Annotated in this window: 14 protein-coding genes and 1 pseudogene; 12 read left to right on the top strand and 3 right to left on the bottom strand. The window is 49.5% G+C overall.

What is annotated here, in order from left to right:
* Positions 1-155: 155 nt before the first annotated feature.
* Positions 156-404 (bottom strand): annotated as a pseudogene (locus IEW26_RS05780) (KGG domain-containing protein); the annotation flags it as partial.
* A 143-nt stretch (positions 405-547) separates the two neighbouring features.
* The gene (locus IEW26_RS05775) at positions 548-1,588 is read right to left on the bottom strand and encodes an acyltransferase family protein (RefSeq protein ID WP_188591591.1); all 1,041 of its coding nucleotides are present in this window, start codon (positions 1,586-1,588) and stop codon (positions 548-550) included.
* Between the two features lie 218 nt (positions 1,589-1,806).
* Between IEW26_RS05775 and IEW26_RS05770 the strand changes: the two genes are divergently transcribed.
* The 6 genes from IEW26_RS05770 to mgrA all read left to right on the top strand — a co-directional run bounded on the left by IEW26_RS05770 (position 1,807) and on the right by mgrA (position 6,979).
* Complete coding sequence (locus IEW26_RS05770) at positions 1,807-2,772, top strand: sugar kinase (protein ID WP_188591590.1); 966 nt, start codon at positions 1,807-1,809, stop codon at positions 2,770-2,772.
* Between the two features lie 89 nt (positions 2,773-2,861).
* The gene (locus IEW26_RS05765; RefSeq protein ID WP_145406089.1) at positions 2,862-3,527 is read left to right on the top strand and encodes a bifunctional 2-keto-4-hydroxyglutarate aldolase/2-keto-3-deoxy-6-phosphogluconate aldolase; all 666 of its coding nucleotides are present in this window, start codon (positions 2,862-2,864) and stop codon (positions 3,525-3,527) included.
* An 88-nt stretch (positions 3,528-3,615) separates the two neighbouring features.
* The gene (locus IEW26_RS05760) at positions 3,616-4,380 is read left to right on the top strand and encodes an alpha/beta fold hydrolase (RefSeq protein WP_184185780.1); all 765 of its coding nucleotides are present in this window, start codon (positions 3,616-3,618) and stop codon (positions 4,378-4,380) included.
* Between the two features lie 27 nt (positions 4,381-4,407).
* Positions 4,408-5,190: an HAD family hydrolase gene (locus tag IEW26_RS05755; protein WP_188591589.1), complete on the top strand. Its 783-nt coding sequence runs from the start codon at positions 4,408-4,410 to the stop codon at positions 5,188-5,190.
* Positions 5,187-5,927: an NAD-dependent protein deacylase gene (locus tag IEW26_RS05750; RefSeq protein WP_188591588.1), complete on the top strand. Its 741-nt coding sequence runs from the start codon at positions 5,187-5,189 to the stop codon at positions 5,925-5,927. The genes IEW26_RS05755 and IEW26_RS05750 overlap by 4 nt, the downstream gene beginning before the upstream one ends.
* A gap of 35 nt (positions 5,928-5,962) precedes the next feature.
* Complete coding sequence (gene mgrA, locus IEW26_RS05745) at positions 5,963-6,979, top strand: L-glyceraldehyde 3-phosphate reductase (protein ID WP_111270124.1); 1,017 nt, start codon at positions 5,963-5,965, stop codon at positions 6,977-6,979.
* Positions 6,980-7,125: 146 nt separating this feature from the next.
* On the opposite strand, the gene IEW26_RS05740 is transcribed toward mgrA, so the two are convergent.
* Positions 7,126-8,127 carry an AraC family transcriptional regulator gene (locus tag IEW26_RS05740; protein ID WP_229729671.1) on the bottom strand — a complete coding sequence of 334 codons (1,002 nt, stop codon included), beginning with the start codon at positions 8,125-8,127 and terminating at the stop codon, positions 7,126-7,128.
* Between the two features lie 166 nt (positions 8,128-8,293).
* Between IEW26_RS05740 and IEW26_RS05735 the strand changes: the two genes are divergently transcribed.
* From IEW26_RS05735 to IEW26_RS05710, 6 genes are all read left to right on the top strand, one after another.
* Positions 8,294-9,475, top strand: coding sequence for a galactokinase (locus IEW26_RS05735; protein WP_188591587.1), 1,182 nt, complete (start codon positions 8,294-8,296; stop codon positions 9,473-9,475).
* 1 nt (position 9,476) lies between these two features.
* Entirely contained in the window at positions 9,477-10,466 is a 990-nt protein-coding gene (gene galE / locus IEW26_RS05730; RefSeq protein WP_110896284.1) for a UDP-glucose 4-epimerase GalE, read from the top strand.
* Between the two features lie 14 nt (positions 10,467-10,480).
* Positions 10,481-12,079: a UDP-glucose--hexose-1-phosphate uridylyltransferase gene (locus IEW26_RS05725; protein WP_188591586.1), complete on the top strand. Its 1,599-nt coding sequence runs from the start codon at positions 10,481-10,483 to the stop codon at positions 12,077-12,079.
* Between the two features lie 181 nt (positions 12,080-12,260).
* Positions 12,261-12,848: an MSMEG_1061 family FMN-dependent PPOX-type flavoprotein gene (locus IEW26_RS05720; RefSeq protein WP_188591585.1), complete on the top strand. Its 588-nt coding sequence runs from the start codon at positions 12,261-12,263 to the stop codon at positions 12,846-12,848.
* 92 nt (positions 12,849-12,940) lie between these two features.
* Positions 12,941-14,104, top strand: coding sequence for an iron-containing alcohol dehydrogenase (locus tag IEW26_RS05715; protein ID WP_145406096.1), 1,164 nt, complete (start codon positions 12,941-12,943; stop codon positions 14,102-14,104).
* A gap of 287 nt (positions 14,105-14,391) precedes the next feature.
* Positions 14,392-14,928: an NfeD family membrane protein gene (locus tag IEW26_RS05710; protein ID WP_145406097.1), complete on the top strand. Its 537-nt coding sequence runs from the start codon at positions 14,392-14,394 to the stop codon at positions 14,926-14,928.
* Positions 14,929-14,974 lie beyond the last annotated feature (46 nt).

Genomic DNA, 14,974 nt, shown 5'->3' with positions numbered 1-14,974 from the left:
CGGTTTTTCTATAGAGTCTATCACAACCCTCGTCATATTTCTACAATCAATAGACAATAGAAAAGAAGCCAGATTCCATTTTCATGGGTTTGGCTTCTGAAATAGTGGGGAAAGTGATGTTTATTTTAAAAGCAGTCCGCTTCAAGGTACAGTCAGCTGCTTCCGCCTTTACGACCGATTTCACGATAGAATTCTGTATTGTGGTTCTCGGAAGTCGCTTCGCCACCCTTGCGTCCGATTTCCTTATAGAAATCTGCATCATGAGCATCAGAGGTGGCTTCACCACCTTTTTTACCAATCATCTGGTAGAAGCTTCGGTCATGGTTTCTTGAGGTGGCTCTGCCGCCAAGCCGTCCAGCTTCCTCTCTGCTCATCTTGCGATCTGATGTATGCCCTCGTGCCATTACAAATCACTCCTTATGATTATAAGTTGTTTTTTGCAGTGTGTATCCTGAATTACCACATCACTTCCAGCCTGAAACAAAAAGGATGGGTTTTTATGGATATTAGGGCTTTGGTCCGAGTTAAGGAAGAGAATCTCAAGGTATCAGGCTGAACGTTTGAAAGCACCAGGCCGATGCAAGGAAATTCGCGTAATGTCCGGTTCAATCAGTGCCTTGAAGGTACGGCGCACAAGCGGATGAGCCAGCGTAATGGCAAACAGCACAGCAGCGACAAGGATGATTGGCACAAACAGTGCACTTCCCATATAACTGTAGATGCCTGACCAGATCGCCAGCCGTACAAGGAAGCCGTGCAGCAGGAAAACGTATAGAGTACGCTTGCCCAGATCGGTTATTTTGGAAGTCAGATTAGGCACCCAGGCCAGGAAAAGCAATGCGGAGACAATCTCCAGCAAATACACCCCTAGACGAAGCGCTCCGGCATACCATTCATGATGACCCAGTTCGGCAAACGTTTTGCTCCCAAGCAGCCAGCCCGCCGAAATATTCAAGCCGCCGAAAGCGATGTAGATCAGCAGGGCAGCAGAGAGAACAGCAGCTGCTCTCCGGCCCCAGCCTGGAACAAGGTATGAGCGAATCACGGCACCGTAATCGTATCCAAGTACAAAAAATGGCAGGAAAACAAGGGTGCGGCTGAAGCTTAGCCAGAATCCGTCAACAGGCATGTAACCGACAATAACCCCTAGAGCAATGGAGGCGATTAATCGTTGATGCGGCTTCCAGTTCATCGTTAACCAAACGAGCAGTCTCCAGCAGAAATGACTGGCGAGGAACCATAACAGCAGATAAGGTGCAAAAAAGGAAAGCCGCATATGGGGCGTATGGAACACAGTTGCATCCATCAGGGCGTACAGCGTTTGAAACAGAACATATTGAATGGCGATCTGTTTCAGCACGTTGCGTGCTGCAGTCCCTCGAATGGAGGATCTGGCGAAGTATCCTGTAACCCAGACAAAAAGCGGCATATGGAAGGTATAGATCCACATAAACAAAGCCTCTGCCCCTGCGAAGCGTGTAATGAGCGGTTCCAGTGCGTTCGCAGCCAGTACGCAGACGATGAGCATGAAGCGAAGATTGTAAAAGAAAGATTCCTGATCATTCTGAATCAGTATCCGGTTTCTCATGATGCTGCCCCCTATTAAAACCTCATTCAAAAGTTATATATCTGTATCAAGGGTAATATGAATTCAACGGAATGATTGTGATTTAATTCACATTAGTAAGCGTTATCTTTTTTCAAACATGTGACAACAAAAAGAAGGCTTCGGGATTGACAACGCTTGCGTGCGGCATGACAATGGAGGAAGAAGATGAGGTAGTCAATATTAAGGAGGAAGGCAACATGTCAACGAGTCCCTTTCCAAGCCCTGATATTATTACATTCGGGGAAAGTATGGGGTTGCTGACGGCCAGAGATACGAGAGGGCTTGAATATGCAGCTACACTGGACAAGACATTTGGAGGAGCAGAGAGCAATCTGGCCATTGGCGTGGCACGACTTGGACATACCAGCGGCTGGTTTGGACGTCTCGGCAATGATCCGATTGGAAACATGATTCTGAAAGCCATTCGCGGCGAAGGCGTGGATGTCTCCCGAGCGAAATTAAGTGATCACGAGCCAACTGGGCTAATGATTCGTGAGAACGCTTCCGGGAAAGCCTCGGTGCATTATTATAGGAAGTTGTCTGCCGCAAGTGCAATAACGCCGGATGATCTGGACCCTGAATATATCGCCGGTGCGAAGATTTTGCATGTCACTGGTATAACTGCAGCCATCAGCGAATCGGGACTCGCCACGGTTGAAGCCGCTATACATATCGCCAAGCAGGCAGGTGTGAAGGTGAGCTTTGATCCGAACCTGCGCCTCAAGCTGTGGTCAGCGGATCAGGCTCGCCCTGTACTGCTGCGTTTGGCTGAACAGGCCGACTACTTTTTGCCGGGTCTGGATGAGATGAAACTTTTATATAACGAAGATAGTGATCAGAAGGTGCTTGAACGATTGGCAGCGATGGACGCCGTGTGCATCGTTAAAGGTGGGCCTGATTTGACCTATGTACTCGCGGATGGTACCCTAGCGGAAGTTCCGTACTTCAAAGCAGATCAGGTTCTCGACACCGTAGGAGCCGGGGACGGATTCTGTGCTGGCTTCCTGGCTGGGTTGTTGAAAGGATACACCCCGCAGGAAGCGACACGACTTGGCAATCTGACCGGTTCGATGGTTATACAGGCAGTTGGTGACTGGGAAGCACTTCCAACCTGGGCACAGGTCGAGGCCAAGCTGAATAACGTTGCTCACGTCGAGCGTTAAATTTCCGTTAAAATCAGGATGACTCATCTTCGTTTTCCAAATGTAAAGCTTGTATTCACAACCACCACATTGACAAGGGAGAGAATGAAATGAAGAAGCTTCAACTGTTGCAAAAAATGACGGAAAGTGGTGTGGTGGCGGTTCTGCGCGCAGATTCTGCTGACCAGGTTATTGCGATGGCCGAGCAGGCAATTGCGGGCGGCATCAAGGTTATCGAAATTACGATGACCGTACCGGGTGCGCTTAAAGCGATCGAAAAGCTGAGCCGTGTATATCACTGGAATACGCAGGACCCGGAGAAGTTTGCAATTATTGGAGCAGGAACCGTGCTTGAGGCTCAAACGGCGAGAGCAGCGATTATGTCAGGTGCCGAGTTTGTTGTCGGGCCGTCTCTTAACCCTGAAACCGTACAAATGTGTAATCTGTATCGTGTGCCTATTCTGCCAGGTGTCATGACAATTGCTGATGTGCAGCGTGCGCTTGAGCTTGGCGTGGATATAATCAAGCTGTTCCCTGGAAATCTGTACGATCCGTCCATCATTAAAACAATGAAAGGCCCTATGCCGCAGGCTAATTTTATGCCGACAGGCGGGGTGTCCCTGTCCAACCTGGGTGAATGGATCAAGGGTGGAGCAGTAGCTGTTGGAATCGGTTCTGATCTGACATCAGAGGCTGTCAAAACAGGAGATCTGAGTCATGTTCGCCGCAAAGCGGAACAATATATGGAAGCTTATCGTAAAGCCAAGGCTGAATAGAACGTCAACATGGAAGGGAGCCTGCGGTAAGCAGGCTCCCGCTTCCATAAGCTGCGGCAGTTGCGGAAGCACAGAAAGGTGATTGATATTGAGAAATCGTTATAATACCGGGCGCAAGAAGAGGGGCATTGGCAAGTTTCTGCTCGTACTTCTGGCGCTCATTGTTATTGGATGTGGATATGTGGCATGGAAGCTGTTCACGCCTTATGGACCTCAGGAGGCAGCTCAAGCGGCGATGGAAACATCCGGTGGGGTGACGGTCAGTGAGCAGGAGAACTGGATTGATTTCAAGCCTGATAAGCCAGCTGGTAAAAGTGTGCTGTTTTATCCCGGCGGTCTAGTTAAACCGGAAAGTTATGCTCCTCTTGCTCATGAGCTTGCAGCGGCTGGACATCATACAATTATTGCCAAGATGCCGGTTAATCTGGCTGTAATCAAGCCGAATCTCGCGGACGATATTTTGGCTGCATACCCGGATGAGCAGTTTGTTATGGGCGGTCACTCTCTGGGTGGCTCCATGGCTTCACGGTATATAGCGGCACATCCCGAGGCGCTTAAAGGCATATTTTTCCTCGCATCCTATCCGGATGAAAAAGGAAGTGTGCAGAAGCTGGACATTCCTGCTTTGTCCATTCTCGGCACCAACGATGGAGTCGTTAATATGAGCAAGTATCAGAACGGACGGATGTACTTGCCACCAGATACGGTGTATTACACGATTGAAGGCGGGAACCATTCCCAGTTTGGTGACTATGGTCATCAAAAGGGGGACGGTGAGCCGACAGTCAGTGCAGAGGATCAGCTAAAGCAGACGGTCAAAACAGTACTGTCCTGGTTAAATACCATTAAGTAGTCACATTCGCAGTGGAGGTGATCCCAAGTGGCTGTGCTGGAGATTCAGGGAAAAAGTATTGCCTGCAAGGCCATGTTATTTGATAAAGATGGAACCTTGCTGGATTTTCTGCAATTATGGGGCCCGTGGGCTGAAAGTATGCTCTCACAGCTGCAGGTCTGGATGCAGGAACGAGGGGCCTCCTTCACCGTAGAGCTGGAGCATGTACTGGGTACTCTTCACGATTCACAAGGTCGTATTAACGGATACGACGTTCAGGGACCGCTGGCGATTGCAACGGTAGATGAGTGTAACGGATGGCTCGCAGGTCAGCTCTATGCTGCCGGGACACCCTGGAATGAAGCGATTACGATCATTCGCGGGTTTTCCAGTGCTGCAATGAAATCTGTGCGGGAGCGAAAATCTGCTGAACCGTTGCCTGGCCTGCTTGACTTGCTGCGGCGCTGCAAGGAAGCCGGGCTTTCACTTGCCGTGGTCACATCGGACAGCACAGCCGCGGCTGAAACACATCTGGAGTGGATGGGAATTCGTTCTTTTTTCACTTCCATCGTCGGCTGTGACCGGGTAACGCGCGGCAAACCTGATGCTGAATCGTTCCTGCTGGCTTGCCGGGAGTTATCCGTTGAGGCACATGAGGCTATGGTCATTGGAGACAGCAACGGTGATATGCAGATGGGGCGTCATGCGGGAGCAGCCTTTACGCTGGGATATTGTCCGCAGCTCGATCAGAGTTCCTATCTGCATGAGGCAGATGCCGTCATTCGTCACTATGATGAACTGGGCATCGGGTTAAAGGAGGAGAGAGAATGAACGCGACAGAGCAGCTGGCTGCCTGGATTAAGGAAAGTTCGCGCATTGTTTTTTTTGGAGGAGCCGGTACGTCTACGGAAAGCGGTATTCCCGACTTCCGCTCGGCTGCGGGATTATATCAGACAGAGCAGCACTCTCCTTATCCGCCAGAAGAACTATTGAGTCGCCATTTTTTTGATCAGCATGCGGATATTTTTTATGACTTCTACCGGGGAAAAATGCTTCATCCTGATGCGGAGCCTAACGGCTGCCATCGTTTGCTTGCAAGACTGGAGCAGGAGGGAAAGCTGCACGCTGTCGTTACACAAAATATCGATGGTCTTCATCAAAAGGCAGGTAGCAGCAACGTGCTGGAGCTTCACGGCTCGGTTCATCGCAATGCCTGCATGGACTGCAAGCAGTTCTATTCCTTGCAATACGTTATAGATTCAAAGGACATCGTACCTCGCTGTGCGTCTTGCGGAGGGGTAGTCAAACCCGATGTGGTGCTCTATGAAGAAGAGCTGGATCAGGCAACGCTGTATCATTCCATTGATGCCTTGTCATCAGCTGATCTGCTGCTCGTAGGTGGAACCTCACTGACGGTGTATCCGGCAGCTCAGTTGATTATGTATTTTCAAGGGAAACATACCGTGCTGCTTAACGCCACACCAACTGCGTATGACCACCGGGCAGATATATTGATTACCGAGCCGATCGGAGCGGTCATGCAGGAAGTGGATAGGCTCCTGGGTTAATTCCTGGCTAATTCTGTGGAAAGAAGGGATTCATGATGGTCTATGTAGCTGCTGAAGCGCGTTATGAAACAATGAAGTATAACCGTGTTGGACGTTCGGGGCTCAAGCTGCCCGCAATTTCACTTGGACTGTGGCATAATTTTGGCGGGATAAACAGTTTGGAAAATGGGCGCAGCATGATTACCCGTGCGTTTGATCTCGGGATTACACATTTTGATCTGGCCAATAATTATGGTCCGCCGCCAGGTTCTGCAGAGCAGCTGTTTGGGCAGGTGCTTGCTCAGGATCTGAAGCCTTATCGTGACGAACTGATTATCTCCACCAAAGCGGGATATCACATGTGGCCGGGGCCTTATGGCGAGTGGGGCTCTCGCAAATATCTGATCTCCAGCCTGAATCAGAGCTTGAACCGAATGGGGCTGGATTATGTTGATATCTTCTATTCCCATCGCTATGATCCGGACACACCGCTGGAAGAAACCATGATGGCACTCGACCAGATTGTGCGTTCCGGCAAAGCGCTTTATGTGGGCATTTCCAATTACCCTGCTGAGCAAACGAAACAGGCTGCCGAAATTTTGAAAAGCCTGGGTACACCGCTCCTGATTCATCAGCCAAGATATTCCATGCTGGATCGCTGGATTGAAGACGGGCTTCAGGATGTTCTCGACGAGTACGGCGCCGGCAGCATTGCATTCTGCCCGCTGGAGCAGGGAGTGCTCACGAACAAATACCTGAATGGCATTCCTGAGGATTCACGCGCCAAGGGTCCTTCTGTATTTCTGAATGAGAACAATATATCGCCAGAAACACTTCGCAAGGTACGTGCACTGAATCAGATGGCTGCAGCACGCGGTCAAAGTCTGGCCCAGTTTGCACTGGCATGGGTACTGCGCAATGGACGAGTGACGTCTGCGTTGATTGGCGCAAGTCGTCCTTCCCAGATTGAAGAGAATGTAGCTGCACTTAGCCAGCTTGAGTTCTCCTCCGAGGAACTGGAGCGAATCGAATCCATTCTTCGTCCCGAGCCTGCGAACAAAAACAAGGATTAACATCAGAACCTTTGCTAAAGGGCAAGCATTACAAATAAATCATGCCCAAAAAGTGCATCTTAGCCATAAAGGCTGAGGTGCACTTTTTTTGTTTGGCATATTGATATATGTCCAGATATGCGTGAACCGGTGCTGAATCATTCTAATCAGCGAGGGCTATTCTTCTTTTTTAACGGAGTGGATTGCTCTGTTTTTGCTTTTGACGGACGCGCGAGCAGTTTCTCCCGATAAAGACTGGGCGCTTCTCCGTGGAAACGTTTGAACTGTTTCGAGAAATACAATGCGTCCGGCATGCCCACCGAGGCTGATACCTGCTCAATGGATAGATCGGGACGCTCGCGCAGCAACTGACGCGACTTGTCAATCCGCAGCTTCAGCAAATAGGTAACCGGTGTGAGGCCAGTCTCCTGCTTGAAAATACGGGAAAGATAAGCCCGGTTATATCCCAGACTTGCAGACATTTGCTCGATGGACACAGGGTAAGCGTACTGGGTAGACATGTATTGAATCATCTGTTTGACCGTTCGACTAATGGAGGATTCGCCTGCAGTCAATGTGGGTCCTTCGGACAGCTGATTCTGGGCTTCTGCCAAAATCATGTATAACGTGCCAAGAGAAGTAAAGTGGGCGCTCTCTTTACGCTCGGCAAAAGCATCCTGCATGACCGCCAGCCAGCTCGAGATATCACAGGAGGTTCCGGCATGAAAAACAGACTTTTCCGGGCGGAAGCCAGCCTCTTCCGCATGCTGGGGTGCCTGACTGCCGGTAAAGGCGATCCAGCGATACTGCCATGGATTACGGGGATGCGATTGATAGCTGACCAGCTGGCCCGGATGTATAAGAAAACAGTCACCTGCGTAGAGATCGTAGGTGTGCAGCTCGGTACGAAACGTACCGGCCCCCTTTTCTACATAATGCAACAGATAATAATCATACAGCTTTGGCCCCAAGGCATGTCCGGGCAGCGTCTGACTGGCTCCGGCAAACAGGACATGCAGAGCACCTCCGTCATAATAGACCGGATTGGAAGCAACCGAGTAACTGAGCGCGCCACTCTTGCCGGAAGTGGATTCCTGTACGGACCGGGGAGTGGGCACCTCTGCAGTGTTAGGAGATGTTTCTGCCGAATTTATGTTTGAGTCCTTCATAGCTGTTCCTTCTTTCCTAAGTTTCCGTATTCACTTGTTACCATTATTATAAAATGGAAGGTCACATTTATCCATATGAATCACACATGGTTTCATTTCAAGTGAGATCGCTGTCTTATATAATAGCATTAAGAAAACCACAACAAAGAGGCGAGGTGCATCAGCTTTGAAGGCAACTGAATTGCAACAAAAGTTTATTGAGAGGTACGGAGAAAGTGGAGCGGACATCCGCGTATTTCATGCCCCTGGACGTGTGAATCTGATCGGTGAGCATATCGACTATAATGGTGGTTACGTACTTCCGGCCGCACTTGAATTCGGAACGACCTTGCTTATTCGCGAACGTACGGATCACAAGCTGAATCTGGCTTCCACGAACATGACGTACGAGGCAACACTGGACACTGCCTCTATCGGTCAGGAGAAAACGGGAGAATGGACAGATTATCCGGTTGGCGTCATGGTAGAGCTGGAAGGCAAAGGCGTGAAGGTGACCAAAGGATATGATTTTCTGTACCACGGCGAGATTCCGAACGGGGCAGGACTTTCCTCGTCCGCATCTCTGGAGGTACTCACCGGTTATGCGGTTCAAGCGATGGAAGGGATATCGGAGATCGATACAGTTGAGCTTGCGCTTTTGTCCCAGAAAGCAGAAAATGAGTTTGTTGGTGTCAACTGCGGCATCATGGATCAGTTTGCTGTAGCGAATGGAGCTAAGGATCATGCCATCTTGCTGATGTGCGATACGCTGGAATACGAGAAGGTTCCTTTCCGTACCGGTGCGTACAAGCTGATCATTGGCAACACAAACAAACGCCGCGGTCTGGTTGATTCGGCTTACAATGAGCGGCGCTCTCAATGCGAGCAGGCACTTGCCATTTTGAAGGAACAGCTGCCTTCACTGAATCACCTGGCTCAATTAAAGCCGGAGCAATTCGTAACTTTACAGGATCAGATCAAGGATGAGAAAGTCAGACAGCGTGCCGAGCACGTTGTGCAAGAGAACGCACGGGTGCTGGCTTCTGTTGAAGCGCTGCGAAACAATGATCTGGAAGCGTTCGGCCAGTTGATGAATGCTTCTCATGATTCGCTGCGTGATCTCTACGAAGTCAGCTGCACTGAGCTGGATGTTATGGTAGAAGAAGCTCGGCGGATTCCGGGCACCTTAGGTGCGCGCATGACCGGTGCAGGCTTTGGTGGATGTACAGTATCTCTGGTGCATGAAAATGATGTTGAACGCTTTGTGAGTGAAGTGGGTGCAGCGTATGAGGCGCGTACCGGTCTCCAAGGTGATTTCTACGTATGTGGTGTAGGTGAAGGCGTTAACGAACTCAAGGAGGCGAAGTAAAATGGCAATTTTGGTGACAGGTGGAGCAGGATATATTGGTTCTCATACAGTGGCAGCGTTGCTTGAGCGCGGTGAAGAGGTTGTTGTACTGGATAACTTGCAAACAGGACATCGCGAGGCGTTGCTTGGTGGCAAGCTGTATGAAGGGGACCTGCGTGACAAGGAGATTTTGACAAAGCTGTTTGCGGAAAATTCAATTGATGCCGTCATTCACTTTGCTGCGAACTCACTGGTTGGCGAGAGTATGAAAGAGCCGGCGAAATACTACGACAACAACGTATTCGGTACATTGTGTCTGCTGGAAGCGATGAATGCAGCGAACGTACGCCGCATCGTCTTCTCTTCTACAGCAGCAACCTACGGTGAGCCTGAGAAGGTGCCAATCGAAGAAAGCGACCGTACTGAACCAACCAACGTATATGGTGAAACCAAACTAATGATGGAGCGCATGATGTCCTGGTTCGATAAAGTACAGGATATCAAATATGTGTCTCTGCGTTACTTCAATGCAGCCGGAGCACATGAAAGCGGCAAAATCGGTGAAGATCACCAGCCGGAAAGCCACCTGATTCCACTCGTATTGCAAACAGCGCTGAAGCAGCGTTCACATATCGCCGTATTCGGTGATGACTACGCAACAGAAGATGGCACATGTATCCGTGATTACATCCATGTTAGCGATCTGGCTGATGCCCATCTGCGTGCAGTAGATTACTTGCGCAAGGGTGAGAGCAGCAACGTGTTTAATCTGGGTAACGGAACAGGCTTCTCGGTAAAACAAGTGATTGAAACAGCGAAAAAGGTAACAGGTCTCGACATCCCGGTTGTTCAGGAACCACGTCGTGCGGGTGACCCGGCTGTATTGGTGGCTTCTTCTGCCAAAGCAAGATCGGTTCTGGGCTGGAATCCGAAATGGACCAACCTTGAAGATGTCATTCAAAGTGCCTGGAACTGGCATCAATCACGTCCAGAAGGCTACGGAAAAAACTAGGAGGCGAACATCTTATGTCACAGACTCAACCTGGAGCAGAAGCCACAGAGCGTACACCCGAGCAGCAGGAAGCACTGCATGCCATTGAGCGTCTGGTCGCATTTGCCTTACAGAAAAAACTGATTGAGGAAGCAGACTATGATTACAGTCGCAATCTGCTGATGGAGCAGTTCGGATTCTCCGAGCCGTATGCCGGTGAACTGGATACAACGATACCTGACGGGCCACAATCCATGCTGGATACATTGATTGATTACGGGTATACCATTGGGCTCATTCCCGAGAACAGCGATACATTTCGTGACTTGCTGGATGCGAAAATAATGGGTCACCTGATGGCGCGTCCATCGGAGGTCGTACGTGCTTTCCGCCATACGGAGCAGACTGAAGGCATTGAGGCGGCAACATCGCAATTTTACGACTTGTCTATTAACTCCAACTATATTCGGATGGACCGCGTTTCAAAAAATGTGTATTGGACGCAGGATACCGCTTATGGCGAGATGGAGATCACGATCAATCTGTCCAAGCCGGAGAAAAGTCCCAAGGAAATTGCCATGGCCAAGCTGCTTCCGCCGCCGGTCTATCCAAAGTGCCAGCTGTGCCGTGAAAATGTAGGTTATGCGGGTCGGGTCAATCATCCGGCTCGTCAGAATTTGCGCGTCATTCCATTGCAGCTGAACAACGAGAAGTGGCTGTTCCAATACTCGCCGTACGTGTACTACAATGAGCACTGTATTATTTTCCATCATGATCATGTGCCGATGAAGCTGACGAAGGATACCCTGCGCAGACTGCTTGCCTTTGTTCAGGAATATCCACATTACTTTATCGGGTCTAACGCCGATCTGCCGATCGTGGGCGGTTCCATTCTGACACATGACCATTTCCAGGGTGGACGTCATACATTTGCGATTCAAAACGCACAGCCAGAGGCAGTCTTCCGTCACGCGGATGCACCAGGGCTGACACTTAGCCTTGTCAAATGGCCGATGTCCGTGATGCGTCTGCATTCACATGATCCTGCGGAACTGCTGGAAGCGGGTAATGCCGTTTACGAAGCATGGAAAGTGTACAGCGACTCCGCAGTAGAGATCGAAGCATTCAGCGAAGTAGACGGGGAGAAAGTGCCTCATAATACGGTAACACCAATCGTTCGCCGCAGTGCGGATGGTGGTTATGAGATGGATCTCGTTCTGCGTAACAACCGTACAAATGATGAGCATCCGGAAGGTATTTTCCACCCGCACCGCGAGATGCATCATCTGAAAAAAGAAAACATCGGTCTGATTGAAGTCATGGGACTGGCTATTCTACCGGGACGTCTGAAGCAAGAGCTGGACGGCATTGCCGATATTCTGGCAGGCAATACCGAGCTTGAAGCAGCTGCCCAGGCAGCAGATCACGAGCTGAACAAACATTTACCGTGGACAGAAGAATTGAAACAGAACCATGGCTCCAGTTTGACGAAGGAAGAAGCCGTTATCCTTGTGCAGCAGCAAGTAGGCCTGAAATTCTCTGAAATTCTGGAGCATGCTGGTGTGTACAAACATGATGAGGCTGGACGGCAGGCCTTCCGCCGCTTCGTAAGCAGCATGGGATATACCGAGTAAGAAGGCCGCGAAAGCAATTGCGTTAAAAGCTTAAAGATATCAAGAGGCATCCGTTCAACCGTGAACGGGTGCTTTTTTGATATGAATCAAAGTGTGAATGGTTCATGATTATGTATAATGGAGGGAGCATCCAGGCAGAGCCCAGTGATCAACAAAAACAAATCGAAAAGGGGACGAGTTAATGGAAAAAACGCCGCTTCATATTCCGTTCATTTCCGATGCAAAGGAACTTAAAAGCATGGTAGGCGAATCAAGTGAGCGCGTGCGCCACAAAGTGATTCCTTATGTAGATTCCCATGTGCAGAAGTTTATAGCAATGTCACCTTTGTTTTTTTTGTCAACCTCGGATCGTGATGGGAAAAGCGATGTATCTCCGCGTGGAGACAGCCCTGGCTTTGTTCATGTACTGGACCCTCATAGACTGGTTTACCCGGAACGACCCGGCAATCGCCGGATTGATTCCTTGTTAAACATTTTATCAGACCCGGGTGTGGGAATGCTGTTTGTGATACCGGGATTAAATGAGGTGCTCCGCATCAACGGAACAGCAAAAATTACAAAGGATGAAGAGTTCATTACAGGCATGAACTGGAGCGGTAAAACGATTGGAGCAGCCGTCATTGTGGAGGTTGAGGAATGCTTTATGCATTGTCCTAGGGCCTTTGATCAGGCGGGGCTATGGGATACAGCGACATGGGCAAAGTCAGAACATCTGCCTTCCATGAGTGAAATGATTCGTGCCCATCTGCAGATCAACGGATTGAACTAAAGTGAGCGGCTATGGATTTGTTTTTCTATAAACAGGGTACTATAATTGAGGTTGCACTAAAAACTTAACTCCATTGGAGGCGATTATAGATCATGAGATCTTTTCAATTTTATAACCCGACTCGTCTGATCTTCGGTAAAGGACAGCTTGAAGCACTGAAAACTGAAGTGCCGAAATACGGCAAACGGGTTCTGCTTGTATATGGCGGTGGAAGCATTAAACGCAGTGGGCTGTATGATCAGGTGCTTGGCTTGCTCAAGGAGATCGGAGCAGAAGTCACTGAACTTGCAGGCGTAGAGCCTAACCCGCGTCTGTCGACTGTGCACAAAGGTGTAGACCTTTGCAAAACGAACAATATTGAGCTGATTTTGGCGGTTGGCGGCGGCAGCGTGCTTGATTGTGCCAAAGCGATTGCTGTTGGTGCGAAGTACGATGGAGACATGTGGGACTTTGCGCAGCGTAAGGCTGTTGCACAGGACGCTCTGCCGCTCGGCACAGTGCTGACAATGGCAGCTACCGGTTCAGAGATGAACTCGGGCTCTGTTATTACGAATCAGGAAACACAAGAGAAGCTGGGCTGGGGCAGTGCGTATTCTTTCCCTGCATTCTCCATTCTTGATCCGGTGAATACATACACGGTACCGAAGGATCAAACGGTATACGGTATGGTGGATATGATGTCTCACGTCCTGGAGCATTACTTCCATCTGGACCCGAACACACCGGTTCAACTTGGCTTCTGCGAAACGATTCTGCGTACCGTAATGGAAGCGGCCCCTCGTCTGGTTGAAGATCTGGAGAACTATGAGCTGCGTGAAACCATTCTGTATTGCGGCACGATGGCACTGAATGGTGTGCTGAACATGGGACTTGCAGGAGACTGGGCAACCCATAACATTGAACACGCGGTATCTGCCGTTTATGATATTCCGCATGGCGGGGGACTTGCTATCTTGTTCCCGCACTGGATGAGACATAATATCGATGTGAAGGTGGAGCGTTTCAAACGTCTCGCGATCAATGTATTTAATGTGAATCCTGAGGGCAAATCGGATAGACAGATTGCCGAAGAAGGCATTGATGCACTCAGCCAATTCTGGACGTCGATTGGAGCTCCAAACCGTCTGGCGGATTATGATATTGACGATAGCCAGATTGAAGTTATGGCGGATAAAGCGATGCTGTTTGGACCGTTCGGTAACTTCAAAAAACTGCAGCGTGAAGATGTGGTATCCATTTACAAGGCTTCCTTGTAATTAAGCCAACGAATACAAACCGAATATAGACATAACGACATATATATGAAAGATAAATAACCCGGAACGCAAGCCTTAATTGGCTTGCGTTCTTTGCTGTGCTGCTGTGAAACCGCAATATCCGAGTGAACTGGAGCATTCGTGAAGATTGTGATGGTAATCCCCATTAGCGGCTTCTGAATACATCTCAGGAAAGATTTTGAAACATTTTGCCTGGATGTACGTATTTATTTACATGTGGAATGCACAGTTGGGAGAATTTGCAGCAGAGAGAGGAGGAAGAGGGGATGGAAGCACTTTATTGGGGATGTCTTATCGGAGGCGCTGTTTTTGCTATAGTGAGCCTGGTGCTGGGTGACTTGATTGACGGCTTGCTGGATGGGGCCTTCGAAATGCCTGGTGTTGATTTTTTTAAACCTGTTGTACTGGCAGGGTCCATTACTGCTTTTGGTGGAGCGGGCATCCTGCTGACACGGTACAGCTCGCTCAGTGTGATGTCAAGTCTGATCTTATCCCTGCTGATCGGTATTGCTGCAGCCATGCTGGTATTCTTCGCATATATCAAGCCGATGCGCAACAGTGACGTTTCAATTGCTTTTTCGATGAAGGAATTGGCGGGCAAAATCGGGGAGATTACCATTCCGATACCGGCAAACGGATTCGGTGAAGTCATGATACGTTTTGCATCCGGAAGTACGATTCAGACGGCATCCAGCTTCGAGCAGCTTCCCATTGCGGCGGGAGCGCGAGTAGTTGTTGTTGATGTGGTGGATGGCGTGCTGAGGGTATCCGAGTGGGATGAGGATGTACTTAAAGAATTGTGAGGTAGTGAGTGATCCCGAATACGGGACGGGGCTCACAATGCAGGTA

The sequence above is a fragment of the Paenibacillus silvae genome (genome assembly GCF_014639235.1).
Taxonomy (GTDB): Bacteria; Bacillota; Bacilli; order Paenibacillales; family Paenibacillaceae; genus Paenibacillus; species Paenibacillus silvae.
Note: the sequence above shows the minus strand (reverse complement) of the source record. Positions and strands in the feature narration are given on the sequence as shown.